Below are 18,842 nucleotides of genomic sequence, written 5' to 3'. Positions count from 1 at the left end.
AGACCGAGTGATAAATGGCTAAAAATAGTAAATTGGGTTGTAAAGAATGCTAAAAATGGTAAAAGATTAATGCTTCATAATTCTTTGCGTCTCTTTGGCTGGGCGTGACCTATTACCATTTAGAGTGTCAACAAAACATTTAACCGAAGAATTTACCTCCCACTAAAAGAACCTACTTCTCCCGAGAAATAGAATACTCCACCAAACCTCTCAAAGCATCAAGATAAGGACTAGGTTCTTGTCCATTTAAGAGTGCTAAAGCCTCATCTACCAATTCATTCATTTTAAATTTTGCATAATCAATTCCTCCACTCTGGTTTACTTGTGCTATGATTCCCTGAACTTTTTCTGGATTCTGATGGTGTTTCTTTATGGTTCTGATGACTTTTCGCTTTTCAGAGGAATCCATATTCTGAAGCATATATATTAATGGCAAAGTCATCTTTTGCTCTTTAACATCTATTCCTTTTGGTTTTCCGATATCTCCTGCTGTTTTAAAATCGAAAATATCATCTTTAATCTGAAAAGCTAGTCCTACTTTTTCTCCAAACAAACGCATTTTCTCCACCACTTCTGCTGAGGCATTTACCGAAGCTGCACCCACTTCACAACAACTGGCAATTAAACTGGCCGTTTTCTTGCGAATGATTTCAAAATAAACCTCCTCCGTAATATCTAATCGGCGCGCTTTCTCTATTTGCAATAATTCTCCCTCACTCATCTCCTGAGTGGCCTTTGAGACTATCTTTAATAGATGATAGTCATCATGGTTCAAGGATAACATTAAGCCTTTTGACAACAAAAAATCACCAGATAGCACCGCTATCTTATTCTTCCAGAGTGCATTTAATGAAAAGAACCCTCTCCTTTCGTTGGCATCGTCCACCACATCATCATGTACTAAAGTTGCAGTATGAAGCAATTCTATCAAAGAAGCAGCTCTATAGGTTGCGGGATTTATTTCACCAGAAATATGAGCAGTCAACATGACAAACATAGGACGCATTTGCTTACCTTTCTGCTTATAGAGATATTTGAGTATCACATCGAGAAGAGCCACATCGGTATTCATAGCTTCCTTAAATACTATCTCAAACTCTGCGAATTCCTGTTTTAAAAGTTTCTTTATTTCTTTGGTTATGGACATGTGAGCAAATTTAGGGAAATTTGTGGAATGATAAGATTTTGGGATTCATAAATCACAACCAACTCACTTTAGGAAACTAAGCTACTCAGAACAAAAAAAGCCCTGCAAAAGCAAGGCTAAATCTGTGGGATATACTGGATTCGAACCAGTGACTTCTACCCTGTCAAGGTAACACTCTAAACCAACTGAGTTAATATCCCATGAGCTGCAAAATTAGGAAATAATTCCTAATTTCCATACGCTTTTATGAATCCAATCTAAATACCTGATTGATACCATTTATCGATTTGAGTTTCTCTAAAAGCGCCTCTAAATGCTGACTATCTTGAACCAACAATCCTACTTTTCCTTCGAATAAACCTCCTTTTGAGATAAAATTCATGGAAATAATATTCACTTTCATTTCATTAGATATCACTTGTGTAATGCGATTGGCTTGTCCCATTGTATCGGTACCTAAAATACTAATGCTGGTTTTAAAATTGACTTTCTTATTATTAGCACGCCATTTAGCTTCTATGATTCGATAAGGATACCGTTTCCTCATTTCTGCAGCATTGGGACAGGTATTACGATGTACCGATATTCCTTTGGTAACAGTAACAAAGCCGAAAATTTTATCTCCTTGTATGGGGCTACAACATTTAGCCAATTGAAAATTAATGCCATCAATCTTATCAATGACCAAAACATCTTGATGAGAAGATTCTAACTCATCCTCTTCTACTTCATGCAAGCTGTCATTTAGTGAATCGAAGGAAGTAGTAATATGTTTATCCTCCTCATTTTCTTCCTCTTGGATGAGTTTTTTCAAATCAAGAGGATCTATTTTCTCCAAAGCGATATTTTGAAACAACTCATAATGCTCTCTTAGTTTTAGTTTATGTACCAATTCATCGATTACATTCTGATTAAAATCTAGTTTCCAATTTTTAAACTTTCTTTCTAATATTTCTTTCCCTCGTTTGATATCAATGGTTCTCTGTACATCTAATGCTTTACGAATTTTTGTTTTCGTTCTTGAGGAGGCTACAAAATTGATCCAATCTACACTAGGCTTTTGATTTTTTGAAGTAATAATACTCACCTGGTCACCATTACGAAGCACATGCTTTATGGGGACTACTTTTCCATTGACTTGGGCATTGATACACTTATTTCCCACTTCACTATGTATGGAATAGGCAAAATCCAATACCGTAGCTCCATATTTTAGTTTTTTTAAATCACCACCAGGTGTAAAAACAAAAACCTCGTTAGTAAATTTATCAGGCTGAATTTGACCTGAATCTTTAATCTTAGATTCATCACCAATAGCTTTTCTAATTTCACTCAACCAGAAATCAATGCCTTGACTTCCCTTGCCTCCTTTATAGCGCCAATGGGCCGCCATACCGTTTTCCGCTTCCTCATCCATCCTAGCAGTGCGAATCTGTACTTCTGTCCATCTGCCATCCTCATCTTTTACCGTGGTATGCAAACTCTCATAGCCAGATCCTTTTGGCATAGTAATCCAATCCCGCATTCTACTCAAACTAGATTCATAAAGATTGGTCACAATCGAATAAGCATGCCAACAAGTTTCTTTTTCCTTCTCCTTATCACTATCCAGTATTAATCGAATAGCCCACAAATCATAAACCTTTTCAAAAGGGATATTTTGCTTCTGCATCTTAGTATAGATAGAGTTGATGGACTTAAGCCTGCTTTTAATCTTGTACTGCAAACCTTGTGCATTCATTTCCATAATTAATGGAGCAATAAATTTATTGATGATTTTATTCCTCTCTTTTTCACTTTCTGCAAGTTTGGTTTTAATGCTATCGTATATTTCAGGTTCTTGTATACTCAAAACCAAATCTTCCATTTCCGATTTTATCACATAGAAACCCAGCCGATGTGCAATGGGAATAAAAACAGTAATGGCTCCATTGAGCACCTGAACCTTTTGCTCAAAGGATTGGATTTTTTCATAATTCCGGAGGAGGTAATGACTAGCCGATAGCAAAATCAAAAGAGAACGAGTATCTCGAGCAAGACTGAGCACCAATTGTCTTTGCATATCGGCTTGTCCTAGTGCTTTATCATGCTTTACGGCTCTTACCTTTTGAACTCCTTCTAAAATCCGATGGATTTCTTCTCCATAATTATCTTTAACTTCCTTTGGTGGTTCTTTATAAGGATAGATAAATGCAAGAGTGGCTGCAGTAAATACATTACTCTGTGTTTTTAAATTTGTTTGTAAAATTGATTTCATTCCAAGCATGAGTTCCATGTTTGGAATTCCTTGATAAATATCTGAAGCGACTTTTTTTTGATCAAATTCTTTCAGTACTTTCTTGTATAAAGTGGCCCCTTTTTCATCTGCTACTTTATCTATATAATTGATAAAAGGTTCTAATCTTTTCATTGGTATTCATTTTTAGTAGTAAAATGCAAAAGCATCAATACTCAACTTATTCTCTCATTCTCTCATTCCCTCATTCTCCTTTAAACGCTACAACATTCAAACAACAGAAACTGAAGATATAAAAAATGCTAATCTAAATACTGTGACATCCTCAGTTTTCCTTTGCTTATCTTTCTTATTTTGCACCTAATGGTTTTCACCTGATATCCTTTTTTTTCTTGATGATGCGAAATGGTTTGCAATAATGTCTTTATACCATCAGGTCCTTCAATGGCTAAAAACAGTTCTTCCTCATTAAATTTATTCTTCTTCCATTCTTGACCAATATAGTTGCAGGTATATATTTCTCCTTCACTATATAATGGATGTTTGGGTTCAAAAAACACTTGACCTTTACAATTAATTCTATCTATCCTCACTGGAATGACATCTCCTATATTAAATCCAAAAGATTCATAACACTCAGCTTCCATCATATGTTTCTGACCAAAGGGGTCTTCAATAATAAAATATAACATCTCATCGGGTGCTATTGTTGTCTTCAATATTTTGAAATCATAATACTTGTTTTCTTGAAGTTGTCCTTGTTTATTCTTTATATACTCTGGTGCTGACATGGTCTGTTTTTATAAAAAAAGCGTTTATGCTTCAGGTGAGACATAAACGCTTCTTAATCATTATTTATCTACCTTATTTTTTTGCGCCACCCTTAGGTTTATTCGTAGGGTTTGAAATACTCTCTCTCATTGCTGTATCGGCTTTAATATTTTCAAATTTATAATAATCCATCACCCCAAGATTACCAGATCTAAACGCTTCTGCTAATGCCTTAGGAATCTCTGCTTCTGCTTCAATTACTTTGGCTCTAGCTTCTTGTGCAAGGGCTTTCATTTCTTGTTCTTGAGCAACGGCCATAGCTCTACGTTTTTCAGCATTGGCTTGGGCAATATTTTTATCGGCATTGGCTTGGTCCATTTGAAGAACTGCTCCAATATTCTTCCCAATATCGATATCTGCAATATCAATAGAAAGAATCTCAAAGGCCGTACCGGCATCTAATCCTTTAGATAATACAACTTTTGAAATAGAATCAGGGTTTTCCAATACAGATTTATGCGAATCAGAAGAACCAATAGAAGAGACAACACCTTCTCCAACTCTTGCCAAAACAGTTTCTTCACCTGCTCCACCCACTAATTGACGAATGTTGGCACGAACAGTTACTCGAGCTTTAGCTATTAACTGAATACCATCCTTTGCAACGGCAGTAACAGGTGGAGTATCAATTACTTTTGGATTTACTGACATTTGAACTGCCTCAAACACATCACGACCAGCCAAATCAATAGCAGTTGCCGTATTGAAATCTAGTCCCATATTGGCTTTATCAGCAGAAATGAGGGAATCCACTACTCGCTTCACTTGTCCCCCTGCAAGAAAATGGGCTTCCAAATCGTCTCGTTTTAAATCAATTCCTGCTTTTTTAGAAGCAATCATTGCTGTTACAATTATTTGAGGTGGAACCTTTCTCCATCTCATTAAAACCAATTGTAACAATGATATTCTAACACCAGAAACTAATGCAGAAAACCAAAGAGCTACAGGTATAAAATAGAGTAAAATCCATAACAGAATCACTCCTCCAATAATCATTGCTATTAATACACCAACACTTGCGTCCATTTTTTTTCTTTTAGTTGATTAAAAAATTCTTTTTTATGTATTCAGGCTGATGAAGATTTTATTTCCTTCAATGGCCACTACCTTCACATCTTTCTCGGCTTCAATAAACTCACCATGGCTAGAAACCTCATAAAACTTATTATCAAATAAGGCTTTTCCCATTGGATTGATAATTGAGGTAGTTACCCCCACAGAACCAATAGCCAGTGCATTGGCCTCTGTATTCACTTTTGACTTAATACTTGTTTTCAACATGGCCTTATTCCAGGTATTAGACCGTAAACTATAATAAAGGCTTCCCAAAGATACCAAAAGGGTGAATAACAAAATCATAGAACCCCAAACCCAACCATATTCGATATAAGATTGCCATATTCCAACTGCCATTAATATGAAGCCAATAACTCCAACTACAGTTGTACCAGGAACTACGAGTAGTTCAAGAAGGAGTAATATTAAACCTCCCAATAATAAGATGAGTATAATTAACCAAGACATATTTATCTGCTAAAATTAGTAAAAACTCAGAATCTAAGTGTAAATATTCTATGAAAATAAAATTATTTTTTTAATTCCCCTTTTTTATACATGAGAACATTGGTTTGACTACCTTTTTCATCGTATTCAATCCACTCCCCCTCTTTTAAACCATTTTTATTTCCACCCTTTAATTTTATTTGACCGTTGCTATAATACTCTATTTTTTCTCCCTCTGGAAGGTTGTTCTCATAAGATTCGATGCTCTTTAGTTCACCACTTGGGTAGAATGACCTTTGGTCACCTTCCATACTACCTTCTTTATACTGATACTCCGCTATCATTTTCCCATCGTAATCATACCATTTGGTTTTCCCATTACGTTTACCTTTAAAATACATCCCTTTTTCTTGAATCTTTCCATTATCATAGAAAATCTCAACCTTACCATTTAACAAGCCTTCAGTCCAAGTTTTTTGTCCAGTAATTCTTCCTCCATAAGTAAACTCCAATTCTTTTCCATCTTTAATCCCATCGATATAAGAAGTTGATTTTTGAATATATCCTCTATTATCAATGATAATGACAAATCCATCTAGTTTGCCATTAGCATAGTTTTCTATTTTTTTGATAGACCCTTTTTCATTAAACCTCACCCATTGACCTTCTTTCACGCTATCAACATACTTTCCTTGCTCCTTTTTGCTTCCATTTGTTTCTGACCAAAGGCCTTGTTTTAGACCATTATCATCCAAAAGATTTTTGGTAAACCTAGATTCTTGTGCCGCTAATGAAGTTGGAATAATTAAGAGAAAAATAAATAGTGATTTTAATAAAATAGATAGAATATGCTTTTTCATATATAATGGTTTAATTCGAAAGTGACATTCCGAATATGAATGATGTAAATTATTTCTTAAAATACAAATTTACACTATTACCAGTAAAAACAACTATTTTCTTAGAATGAATTTCCCAGTGATTAACTTTTCATGCTGTCCAATATGTTTGAATTTTATTCTATAAGCAAACATTTCAGCCTTCCCGTTAAAGCTGGTATTCTCACCTTCCCACCCTTGCTCTGGATCATTGGTTTCAAACACTAGTTTTCCTAATAAGTCATAGATTTGTATTTCAAACTCTTCAAAATCAGTATTGATAAAATCTACTTTAAACTCATCATTCTTACCATCACCATTGGCTATAACTAGACTTGGAATATAGTACTGAAACTGATCAATTGCATTCACAAAAACAGAAGCATAAGCAGAATCTTGGACATCTAGACATTCTGCATTAGAATACATAATAACATCCAATCTGTGGTTACTTAAAATATCTGAAGTTTGAAATACTGAACTTTCTCCAAACTGAACAATGATTTGATCCATTAGCCAATAATATTGAGGTTCTTCTCCTTCATTTTCAGGAATAGCAGAAAAGTTAATGGTTTCACCTGAAAACAATTCATTATTACTAAAGTCAATTTTTACTTTGGGAATGACTACTGGATGCACTTCTACATTCTGACTTATTATTGATGAGGTTCCGCAGTCATTGATATATGCTGCTGATATTTCAAAAGATTCTGATTGATTAGGAAATCGATATTCATCAGAAGGCTCCGCAAAATATTTATAAATATCATTATAATGCACCTCCAATTCTGCACCTAAACCACCATCTATAGAGAATCTAATGGAGTCCTCATTGGCACAGTAAAAGTCGTTCAAAATATGAATTGCCAATGGCTCCTGGGGCAATGGTTTGGAATTAAAATAGAAAGTGTCTGCCGAGATACAAGAATTATAATCTTCAAATTTAACCCAATATTCCCCATCATCAACGACAAGCGTTTCATTACCTGTAGCCCCCGTACTCCAAATAATTTGATTAAAGTCATCGCTTTCAATATTAATACTTTCACCATAGCAAAGTGAAATAGAATCATTCATATCCCAAGTAATAGGCTGATTAATAGAGATGGCTGTATTCGATAATATATCTAGAATGGTATCACCTGTTATGTCAATAAACCAAGTACTATCTTTCACCCAATTAAATTCAGCTATGGTATTAACACTTCCAATGGACTGAAATTCAAATGCCGCAATAATGGCCTCCCCAAAAGGTAAGGCTCCTATTCTCTCTAGATGGATTTCTAATCTTCCATCCTCTTCCTGATAACTATAATTAATATGATTATTATAAGATGTAAAATCTAATAATTGCAAGTTTTCATGATCATATTCGAAGAGAATACGTGCTTTTTCTATATTATAAAATTCTTTTAGTGACAAAATTAAGTAGCTAGAATCCTGAGCACAAACACTTTTGGAATCCACATCAAGATTAGCCCTTATTGGAATATCTGTGATAATGATTTCAGCGGCTTCTGATGAGATATTGGTTAAACAATCTCCATTTATAGAACACAAAAACTCCATTTTATCAAATGGCAACCTCACATCACTAATTCTTAAAGTATCGGAACGAACACCAGAAAAATAACCATCGTTTTGTAAGATCACAAAAGAGTCCATTTCACGATCTTTATAATACCATTGGTAGTTTAAGGCATTACTCGCCTCTACCACAAAATAAATATCATCACCAACAAAACACTCCACATCATGTGGCACTTGAACAAAACTAGGGTTTGCTTCGATGTGAATACCTTGACGGATAGTATCAATACATCCAAATAGATTCTCTAAATATAATTCTACATTATAATCTCCAGGTTCAGCAAAAGTATGTTGTGGATTTAAATCTTGCGAAAATTCAGTATCATCACCAAAATTCCATTGGAAAGAAACAGTATTAGGCGGTAAATCAGCACAATCTGGATCTATAAAATGAAATCCAACACTCTCCCCTTCACAATAAATATCTTGTTCATTATCAATATGAATTTGATAATATTGCTCAATAGATATGTTCTGATAAACAACAGCATTTTGATTAAAACTATATAAACCAAAGAGACCGGGGTCAAAACAGCCATCCATTTCAAATATTAACTCACCATCTATACTAATCTTTACTTTTTTATAGGTATAAATAAGTTCGAATTGATAAATAGTGCTGTATTCCCAACCCATATTACTACTGTAACGATAATCTAATAAGTTGAAATTTTCATTATTCAAATGCCCCCAAAAATGGCGATATGTAGAAACAGGATCCTCCTCTATTAACCCTTTTGCTTCAACCAAGCTAAAGCCTTCGTTGGCATAAAAACTACCAAATGCCACAGGACAATATTGACCTTCTTTTTTCCAATCAAACAAATAAAAATGATTATCGTTGCTTTGAGTGTTAATGTTTGGAGATTTATAACCAAAAACAAAGCCGATAAAATCATCATCATTAATGATTGGATTCACATAAACCTCTCCTGTGATCTTAACATTTAACAAGGTATCATTATTCACTAAAAAAGAAGGTTGCCAATCAGATGAACTACATACTACGGTATTGTCATCTATGGTATTCCATTCAATAAAAGAAGACATTCCATTTGTGGTATAATCTTCAAAATTAACTTGCATATCACACTGTGAGTAACCATTTACCGAAATAAATGCCACAAGGAATGAATAGATATACGCTAATTTAGTTTTCACAGATCACATATTATAAAACAAATGTATAAAAAAGAAATTTCAAAACAAATCAATAATTATCACACCATTGATTATCAACACAATACAAACCAAGCTTTTTTTTTGAATATAAATACGCTTTAGTCATTAGAACTGATTTTTTACTAATTTTACTCCTCTTTTTATTCAAATGAAAAAAACCATTTTACTCATATCACTATTTTTCACCTTGGCTTCTTGTCAAACAGGAATGCGAGCAGATCTTATTCTTCTAGAGAATGGAAAAGAATTGTTTTTTCAAGCCCAATATCAAAAAGCACTCATCCCTCTTCAGAAATCTGCCAGAATAAATCCAAGAAATGATGTGGCCATAGCTTATTTGGGTTACTGCCAATACTATCTAGATGATTGGTCTACTGCACTTATATATTTCAATCAATCTTTAAAACTAAATACTAGAAATAATATTGCCCTTTTTGGGAAATCTCTAATCCTTTGGAATATGGATGACCGACTGAATGCCTATCTCATTTTTGATTCTGTTGGTAAAATCAATCCAAACCATGATAAGGTATTTTATTATAAAGCTCAGGCTGAACTTTATTTTGGCGACACCTTATCCAGCGAGAAAAGCTTAAAGAAAGCCATAAATAATGCCCAAGACTATAGCGAACCTTATTACTTATTAGCAAGTATTTACTTTAAGAAAGGACTTCATTCTAAAGCAGACTCTATCATTCGAATTGCCTCCTCCAAAAAAGAGAAATTGCTGAAACAAACTTAAGGTAAATTCTTTTCTATAGTGTAATACCACAATAACTCGGGTTTAAATCATTGAGCTCACACTAGGTTCTCGATTGCAAACGACTACAAGGAACTAGCAATGCTAATCCGAACGTCTACAACAATGATTATCTAACATATATTCTCAATTCAAGTGTTTCTAAAATAACATCCAATAAAAAAGGCCATTCAGCATCGTTTCTAGCTGAGCTAAACAAATAATCCTGTGTTTTTTCAACTATCATATCTTGCACTGGTCTCCTCAGGCTAGAGGTGTATATACTTAGCTTTTCATAAAATAACCCATGACTGAATTCACACCAAACTATTAACTTTAAGCACTTTATCAGGTACATCTACTTTATATTTATCTGATATTTAACAAAGGTAATAAAATAGTTTTGAGTGTTATATGTACTCGAAAAACATTTCCGAGCGAGATGGTGTAAGTGTCGTAATCATAGTTGTATGAATAGTCTACACCATTTACATTTTCTATTTTTGATGATAATCTAAATAGGGGATCATAATAATCTATATTATTGGCAAGATAGTCTGGATCATTATTATTGCCAATTATAATACTAGCATTGCTAAGCAAGCCTAAAGCATTATTTTGATCATAATTGTATGTTTTTGAAATATTGTTTGGCTCTTCAATTTCTATATCCTACCCAAATCTCGATTCTCCTTCTATTTTAAACGCTTATATTACAGAAAGAAATAATTTTGATGAACTCATTGACACTTTAACTCTAGGAGTATTAAATGAACAAAATTCTTACACCATATTTATTGACTTTAAAGAAAACTCACCAAATTACCTCCTTCTTATTGAAAGCACATTGAAGTATGATACTTTGTATGACATTAATTATAATAGAAAAAGTAATTGTAAGGAAAATATTAAGGATTTTAAATACAGACTTAATGGCGAATTAATGACAACTAAACAATTGAGTATCCATTAGTGTTCTTTTTACAAAAAAAGCTCCTCCTAATACCAGGAGAAGCCATTTATAAGGAACAAAATTCTAAAATTAGATTCTGTTATTTCTTACTCTTTTTCTATCATGTTCACTTAATAGAATCTTACGAATACGAAGAGATTCTGGGGTTACTTCTAAATATTCATCTTTTCTAAGATACTCCATTGCTTCCTCCAGAGAAAATCGAATTGGAGGAACAATAACCACTTTATCATCAGCACCAGAAGAACGCATATTACTCATCTTCTTAGTTTTAGTAACATTAATCACCAAATCATCTTGTCTGATATGCTCACCTATAACTTGTCCTTCGTAAATATCTTCGTTAGGTCCAATATGAAAAGCTCCTCTATCTTGTAATTTATCTATAGAAAACGGAATAGACATTCCAGTTTCCATGGCTATTAAAGCACCATTTCTTCTCGTATTCAACTCCCCCTTCATAGGTTGATATTCTAGGAAACGATGTGCCATTACAGCCTCTCCTTCTGTTGCTGTGAGCATGTTATTTCTCAAACCGATAATACCCCTTGATGGAATTTCAAATTCTAAATGAATACGGTCTCCTTTGGTATCCATAATCTTCATTTCACCTTTACGCTGAGAAGCCATTTCAATCACTCTTCCACTAAATTGCTCAGGAACATGAACAGTCAATAACTCAATAGGCTCATGCTTTACCCCATCAATTTCTTTATATAAAACCTGAGGCTGACCTAATTGAAACTCATAGCCTTCACGGCGCATGGTTTCTATCAGAATTGACAAGTGAAGAATCCCTCTACCAAATACATTATATGAATCAGGAGAATCAGTTTCCTTAACTTTTAAAGCTAAGTTTTTTTCAATCTCTTTAAATAATCTTTCTCTAATATGTCGAGAAGTCACATATTTACCTTCCTTCCCAAAGAATGGTGAATTATTAATGGTAAAAAGCATACTCATAGTAGGCTCGTCAATCTTCACAGCTGGCAATCCTTCAGGGTCTTCAAAAGCAGCAACAGTGTCACCAATATCGAAATTTTCAACTCCTAGTAAAGCTACTATTTCACCACTGTGAACAATATCTTTTTTCTTTTCTTTACCTAAGCCTTCAAAAACATATAATTCTTTAATTTTAGATCTAGTAATGGTTCCATCACGCTTGACTAAAGAAATATTCTGCCCCCACTGTAAAGTCCCACGAGTTAATTTTCCAATAGCAATTCTACCTACAAAGCTAGAATAATCTAAGGAAGTAATTCTCATTTGAGTACTACCTTCTACATGCTGGGAAACTGGAATATGCTCTAAAACCACATCCATTAAATATTTAACATCTTCAGTTGGCTTTTGCCAATCTTCACTCATCCAACCTTCTTTTGACGAACCATAAACAACGGGAAAATCCAATTGATCTTCAGTAGCATTTAAGCTGAACATTAAGTCGAAAACTTTCTCAACAGCCTCCTCAGGATCACAATTTGGCTTATCTACCTTATTCACCACCAAGATAGGCTTCAATCCCAACTCAATAGCTTTTTGTAAAACGAAACGAGTTTGAGGCATTGGGCCTTCAAAAGCATCTACTACCAATAGTACTCCATTGGCCATATTTAACACTCGTTCTACCTCTCCTCCAAAGTCACTGTGACCGGGAGTATCGATAATGTTTACTTTGGTATCTTTATATCTAACCGACACATTCTTAGATAGAATGGTAATTCCTCTTTCACGTTCCAAGTCGTTATTATCAAGAATTAATTCTTTCACTTCTTGATTGTCACGGAACAATTTCACCTGATGTAAAATTTTGTCAACCAAGGTAGTTTTACCGTGGTCAACGTGGGCTATAATAGCAATGTTTCTAATATCCAGCATTTAGGTCTTTTTAAAATGGCTGCAAAAGTAGTCATATTATTAATAGCATTGAGATAATTTATTAAGCGATTTGTTAAGGGAAAATTAAGAATGAAAAACAGACTGTAATAAGCTGATTTTCTTTTAAAAAAGAGAAGCTGTAAAGTGTTTTTACAGGTAAAGAAATGTAAGATTTCTTATCATATTTATAATCCTCTTTAATTTGCTATTACAATTCCGATTATATCTAGCAAATTAACATGGTAAAATCCCTCATAAAAACACCTTTAATCGATACATAAAATAGAACAATGATTAATCAGAAATTAAACCTTCATTAAATTTTGATAACACTTCCTCCTGAAATCAAATGCAAAAGTATTATGAACAGAATTATGAAAGACTGCTGCAATTTTTTTGTAAAAAAAGCACCATAACCATAATCACAGATTTCTCCCCTATTTTGCTATGTCATTTTCAAAAACCAATCCTCATCATATGCACTATTTTCTTTGCTTTAATTTGTAAAGAATATTGCTTACATCACTATTTTTGAAGAACTTGCTTATGTTTTATTTAAGGTTTATTATAAAGATAGCACTCAAAACACCTAATTAACCTGAAATATCTAGAAATCCATCAACTCATGAGAAGAACTTTAAATCAAGTAAAATTTCACTATATTTGAATGGTGAACTTTGTTATTATTTTAGTTCTCTTGACTAAAGCACATTTATATCACCACAAACATAGATAACCAATCATTGCCAGTAATTTATTGCTTACCATTTTTTTTAAAGATTTTGTCTTAACCCTATTATTCTGTGATTATGATACGTTTTTTAAGCATTGAAGGACTATATGACCAATTAACGAAACTGCAATCCATTTTAAAGAAAACATGGACAGATTCGGATTTTATAAATGTTCCAAGTACTGAATCCCTGCTCCTGTTTGCCAAAGACCACCAACCCGACATCATATTTTTAAGCTTTAATGCTTCGAAGAAAAATGGCATTGATCTCTGCAAAGAATTAAAGATAGACTCCTCTGTTTCTCACATTCCAATAGTATTTATCTATTCTTCTGAAGAAGATAAAAACCTACGAATAAAAGCTTTAGAGGAGGGTGCTGACGCGTTTTTATCCAGTCCTATAGATGAAGTCAATTTGATAGCACAAGTTAATTTACTACTAAAATTAAAAACAGCTAAAAAGCCAGTAGATGAAACTCATATTTTACTCAAAAAGGCTGAAGAAGAAATAGAGAATCTAAAAAAGACTGAGAAAAAATTGCGTGATATATTTGGGAGTATGAGCGAAGGTTTTTCCATTCAAGATGTGATAATTGATGAAGCTGGAAACCCTATTGACTTAAGGTTTATGGAGGCTAATCCTGCATTTGAAAAGCAAACAGGTTTAATAAATGACCAAACCCTAGGACATACCCTCCTCGAATTATTCCCTACTTCGGAAGATTATTGGATTAAACGATATGGAAAGGTTGGGATTACCGGAGAACCCATCTCTTTTGAAGCTATGTTTGGCCCATTAAATATTTTTTATCGTGTGAATGCCTTTCAAACAGCACCCAACCAATTTGGTGTTCTCTTTACTGATATCAACGAGAAAAAACTTCATGAAATAGAATTAACAAAAGCCAAAGAAAGGGCTGAAGAAAGTGAGAGAAGCCTTAAAAGAGGTCAAGTCATTGCTAAAATGGGCTTTTGGAACATTCATATTGAAACGAATGAGGTGACAGGCTCAGATGAACTATTGAAAATTTTCGAATTAGAGAAAGGAAACCTAACTGTAGACACCTTCCTGCAGGTGGTACATCCAGATGACAGTGAAATGGATCTTCTCCATATCAATAATGGTATAGAAAATGGAATTCCTTGGGAAATTGAACATCGTTTACTATTTCCTGATGGCAGAATCAAATGGATAAATGTTGTAGGTGAACCTGAAAAAAACGATAAAAATGAAGTTAAATCAATAATAGGAATTGTTCAAGATATTACTTCACGCAAGAATGCCGAAATGGCTCTAAAACAAAGTAGAGACAGAGAAAAACTCATGGCAGATATCGTTAAAGAGTCTTCTATTGGTATAGCCATTGGTTATCCTAATGGCAAGCTTGGCATGTGTAATAAAGCTTATCAAACCATTACTGGCTATACGGAGGAGGAATTACAAAACCTGAATTGGAATAAGGTATTAACTCCTCCTGAGTGGGAAGAACCAGAAACTATCAAACTACAAGAACTTCATCGAACAAAAAAGCCTGTTAGCTATGAAAAGGAGTATTTTAAAAAAGATGGTTCTAGAGTACCTATAGAACTTTTAGTGCATCCTCGCTTTGATAATAAAGGTGAAGTTGAATACTATTTTGCATTTGTAACTGATATTACTAAAGAAAAGGAAAACTTGGCTTCATTGCAAAATAGTGAAATACGATACAAGACATTATTTAATGATTCGCCTATACCTTTATGGGAAGAGGACTTCACTGAACTTACTCAATTCTTTAATACACTTAAGAATAAAGGAGTAAAAGATTTAAATAAGTACTTTGATGAGTTTCCTAATGAATTATCTGCTTGTACAAAAATGGTTAAAATAATCGATGTTAATAAAGCCACATTAGCATTACATAGCGCAGAAAACAAAGAACAATTGATTGGGAAGTTAGACAAAACATTTACGAAAAATTCTTTCAATGTTTTTAGAGAAGAATTAGTTACTGTTTTTAATGGTGAAAATTATTATGAATCAGAAGCTGAGGTAAAAGCCTTAACTGGAGAAGTAAAAAATATCCATATTACTTTAAAAATTGACCAAAGCTCAAAAGAAAGGGTACGAGCATTATTGTCCACCGCAGATATTACTGAAAGAAAACAAATATTTGAAGAGCTTGAAAATCGAAACAATTATATTGAAGCCATTATGGAAAATATGCCTATAGGTTTTGCAGTCAATACTATTGATGATGGAAATGTTAAATATTTAAACAAACTATTCGAAACTATTTATGGCTGGCCCAAAGAGGTATTAACCAATACGAGCATATTTTTTGAAAAAGTTTTTCCTGAGAAAGAATATCATGATAAGATGAAAACAAAAATCGTTTCTGATATGCAGAGTGGCGATCCAAAAAGAATGAGGTGGAACAACCTAAAGATTACTACCAATAAAGGTGAGACACGCTATGTATTAGCTTATAATATTCCATTAATCGATCAAAACATTATGATTTCAACTGTTCAAGATGTTACAAAAAGAAAGGAGGCAGAAGAAAAAATCAACAAACAATTAAGTGAATTACAACGCTGGCACGATACCATGATCAACAGAGAAGAAAAAACCATCGAGTTAAAAATTGAGATTAACCGATTACTCCAGAAATTAGGACAACCCATTAAATATTCTAGTGTTTTGGATGTTAATTCAAAAGAGGAATAAGCACTGAAAGCAAACCGCAATAAACAACTCATATACAAGCCATTCCAAATTAAAAAGATAGCATACGAGCATAAACAAATGAAATATTTAAGTATATTTGGTAACTAAATGAAATTATATGAAAAAACTTATACAATATTGCATTATCATTCAATGTCTGTTTTTTCTATCACCATTCTCTTGGGGACAAAGTACAGCTGAAACTTTAAAAGCTAAAGATCTTGTTGAGCTCTCTTTTCAAGAATTAATGAACATTCAAATTAAAACCGGTACTTTAACTGGTCTTGAACGTTCAAAAACTCCTGCAACACTAACCATAATTACACAGCAAGATATTGAAAGCACTCCTGCTAGAAATCTATTAGACCTACTGGAGATTTATGTTCCTAGTGGAACCTTTGTAAATCATTGGCTTGGTCCTCGCATTGGTATTCGTGGTATTATGAGTGATCAAAATAATTCTTTTCTCTTGATAGTTAATGGGGAACAAATGAACCTGAGATATAATAATGGCCCATTTTTCGAAATCCTAAATAAAGACCTTTCAGATATTGAAAAAATTGAGATCATCAGCGGACCAGGTTCTGTTACATATGGACCAGGAGCCATTGGCGGGGTCATTTCTATTACGACTATTTCTGCAAAAAATGCTGATAAAGCTAATATTGGAATAACTCATGATTTCACCTATCGCTATTCTTATTTAAATGGCCAATATTCTCATAAAAACAAATCATTTTCTGCTTCGATATTTGGTTCTATTGGGAAATCTGATGGGATAAAAGACCCTGAATTTTATTATATCGATCGTGCCCATGGCTATGGTTATGGTTTTATGTCAAGTACATGGGGAAACAAAGGAAAAGGAAGTCCTGCGCCAAACTTTTATGCTGATTTTGACAATAGACCAGAAGCAAAAGTACAATTAGACATCAACTTCTTAAAGGAGTTCCGGTTTTTAGCTCGATACACTAGTTTTAGCTTTGTCAAACAAACCCAACAAGGAAAGTCCATTGAAGGCCCAGCATTTTCAGGACATTATGGTCAACAATTTACATCTTCACTAAGAAATGAACATCAGTTTTCTAATAAAATCGAATTACAAACTAATGTTGGCTTCCAATCTCAAAGCATAGGAGATATACAACTCTATCAAGGAGACAAAAAACCATTTCATGATATCACTCAAAGAAATGGTTCATACAGTGAAAATAGACTGAACTTCCAATCCCTATTAAACTATCAACCTGGTAAAAAGTTAAAATTAGCTTTGGGTGTAGAATATAATTATTGGTATTACGGAACAGAATGGGGGAAATCCAAAGATTCTTTTGTCATGGACTTTGCACCACCTGTTAAATTTGCAGTTAAAGATTCTAATTCTGGCTTTTATCAACAGTATAATGAAAATGGTATTGTTACCCTTATTGAATCGCCAATTGATGCCCACCAAATATCTAGTTTTTTTGAGCTTAACTACCAAGTTTTTGATAAAACCACCATTTTGCTCTCTGGTAGAGTAGACAAACACAATTTGGCTAAAATCGCATTTTCACCAAGAATAGCTTTAATTCAAGAAATAAATAAAAATAATTATGTAAAACTTATTGCTCAACAATCGGTTAGATTACCGAATTTCAGGGAGTTATATACCATCAGATATACAAATGATGAATATCCTAATCCTGAGAAGATAAAAGGGATTGAGCTAATCTATTCTAGCCTTATTTTACAAAACTTCACCATGAATCTTTCGACTTTTTATCGGTCTCTTAATCAAATAGCATGGACAGAAAATGAAAAATCAGAATTAATTGGTAATTATAATACAGCAGGTTTTGTTGTGGATTTATCCTATAAAAAAAAGAAATTGGGCATAAGACTTAACTATTCTTTTACCAAACAATTGAATTGGGATCCAGAATTTGAACTCAATACCTATTTATCAAACATAGGATTAGATAGCTTAGACATTCCCATGAATGATGCTGGAAATAATAGAATTAATAATTTCCCTCAACACCAAATTAAACTTATCACAAACTATCAATTCAATTCGTCCTTTTCTGCACATTTTAATGCACGATTTGCCTCGGAATACGGACAAATAGATATGTTAAATATGTTTAGAGATATCCATAATAACTATGGTTACCCCTACCCAAATCGAAATGAATGATATATATAATGATGTAACTGATAAAGGATATGCAAAACCATCCTTTACTTCTAATCTTTCTATTTCTTATCACTTCGATATTAGTAAGACTGATTTTGCATTTACTGCTTATGTTATGAATTTATTCTCGGTCAATCATGTAAGATATGTTTTTCAATATTGGGAGGATGGAAATAATAGGCAATATCCCAGACAAGTTGGATTCATTAATGAACCACGTAGTTTTGGTTTTCGTTTAACAGCTAAGTTTTAATAGAATAGAA

At 33.4% G+C, this 18,842-nt stretch carries 13 protein-coding genes and 1 tRNA gene; 5 read left to right on the top strand and 9 right to left on the bottom strand.

The window, feature by feature from the left end; genetic code table 11:
* Positions 1-172 precede the first annotated feature (172 nt).
* From HNS40_RS06405 to HNS40_RS06370, 8 genes are all read right to left on the bottom strand, one after another.
* Entirely contained in the window at positions 173-1,147 is a 975-nt protein-coding gene (locus tag HNS40_RS06405) for a polyprenyl synthetase family protein (protein WP_172278853.1), read from the bottom strand.
* 125 nt (positions 1,148-1,272) lie between these two features.
* Positions 1,273-1,347, bottom strand: a tRNA-Val gene (locus HNS40_RS06400).
* Positions 1,348-1,391: 44 nt separating this feature from the next.
* Entirely contained in the window at positions 1,392-3,557 is a 2,166-nt protein-coding gene (locus tag HNS40_RS06395; protein WP_172278851.1) for a bifunctional (p)ppGpp synthetase/guanosine-3',5'-bis(diphosphate) 3'-pyrophosphohydrolase, read from the bottom strand.
* Positions 3,558-3,685: 128 nt separating this feature from the next.
* On the bottom strand, positions 3,686-4,174 hold the full coding sequence (locus HNS40_RS06390; protein WP_172278850.1) for a hypothetical protein: 489 nt from the start codon (positions 4,172-4,174) through the stop codon (positions 3,686-3,688).
* Positions 4,175-4,247: 73 nt separating this feature from the next.
* Entirely contained in the window at positions 4,248-5,210 is a 963-nt protein-coding gene (gene floA, locus HNS40_RS06385; RefSeq protein WP_371742921.1) for a flotillin-like protein FloA, read from the bottom strand.
* Positions 5,211-5,273: 63 nt separating this feature from the next.
* Entirely contained in the window at positions 5,274-5,738 is a 465-nt protein-coding gene (locus tag HNS40_RS06380; RefSeq protein WP_172278846.1) for an NfeD family protein, read from the bottom strand.
* 62 nt (positions 5,739-5,800) lie between these two features.
* Positions 5,801-6,577 (bottom strand): toxin-antitoxin system YwqK family antitoxin, encoded by a 777-nt coding sequence (locus HNS40_RS06375; protein ID WP_172278844.1) that lies wholly within the window; start codon positions 6,575-6,577, stop codon positions 5,801-5,803.
* 93 nt (positions 6,578-6,670) lie between these two features.
* A complete protein-coding gene (locus tag HNS40_RS06370; RefSeq protein WP_172278842.1) occupies positions 6,671-9,346 on the bottom strand; it encodes a gliding motility-associated C-terminal domain-containing protein in 2,676 nt (891 codons plus the stop codon).
* 169 nt (positions 9,347-9,515) lie between these two features.
* On the opposite strand from HNS40_RS06370, the gene HNS40_RS06365 reads away from it, so the two are divergent.
* Together HNS40_RS06365 and HNS40_RS06360 are read left to right on the top strand one after the other, a co-directional pair.
* Positions 9,516-10,109, top strand: a complete 594-nt coding sequence (locus HNS40_RS06365) for a tetratricopeptide repeat protein (RefSeq protein WP_172278841.1) — start codon at positions 9,516-9,518, stop codon at positions 10,107-10,109.
* Positions 10,110-10,752: 643 nt separating this feature from the next.
* Entirely contained in the window at positions 10,753-11,079 is a 327-nt protein-coding gene (locus tag HNS40_RS06360) for a hypothetical protein (RefSeq protein ID WP_172278839.1), read from the top strand.
* A 69-nt stretch (positions 11,080-11,148) separates the two neighbouring features.
* On the opposite strand, the gene typA is transcribed toward HNS40_RS06360, so the two are convergent.
* Positions 11,149-12,957 (bottom strand): translational GTPase TypA, encoded by a 1,809-nt coding sequence (gene typA, locus HNS40_RS06355; protein WP_172278837.1) that lies wholly within the window; start codon positions 12,955-12,957, stop codon positions 11,149-11,151.
* 809 nt (positions 12,958-13,766) lie between these two features.
* Between typA and HNS40_RS06350 the strand changes: the two genes are divergently transcribed.
* The 3 genes from HNS40_RS06350 to HNS40_RS06340 all read left to right on the top strand — a co-directional run bounded on the left by HNS40_RS06350 (position 13,767) and on the right by HNS40_RS06340 (position 18,832).
* The gene (locus HNS40_RS06350; RefSeq protein WP_172278835.1) at positions 13,767-16,400 is read left to right on the top strand and encodes a PAS domain S-box protein; all 2,634 of its coding nucleotides are present in this window, start codon (positions 13,767-13,769) and stop codon (positions 16,398-16,400) included.
* 118 nt (positions 16,401-16,518) lie between these two features.
* Complete coding sequence (locus HNS40_RS06345) at positions 16,519-18,579, top strand: TonB-dependent siderophore receptor (RefSeq protein WP_172278833.1); 2,061 nt, start codon at positions 16,519-16,521, stop codon at positions 18,577-18,579.
* Positions 18,572-18,832, top strand: coding sequence for a hypothetical protein (locus HNS40_RS06340; protein ID WP_172278831.1), 261 nt, complete (start codon positions 18,572-18,574; stop codon positions 18,830-18,832). The genes HNS40_RS06345 and HNS40_RS06340 overlap by 8 nt, the downstream gene beginning before the upstream one ends.
* Positions 18,833-18,842 lie beyond the last annotated feature (10 nt).

The sequence above is a fragment of the Lentimicrobium sp. S6 genome (genome assembly GCF_013166635.1).
Classification (GTDB): domain Bacteria; phylum Bacteroidota; class Bacteroidia; order Bacteroidales; family UBA12170; genus UBA12170.
The sequence above is the reverse complement of the archived record's forward strand: the minus strand, read 5'-3'. Positions and strand labels throughout refer to the sequence as shown.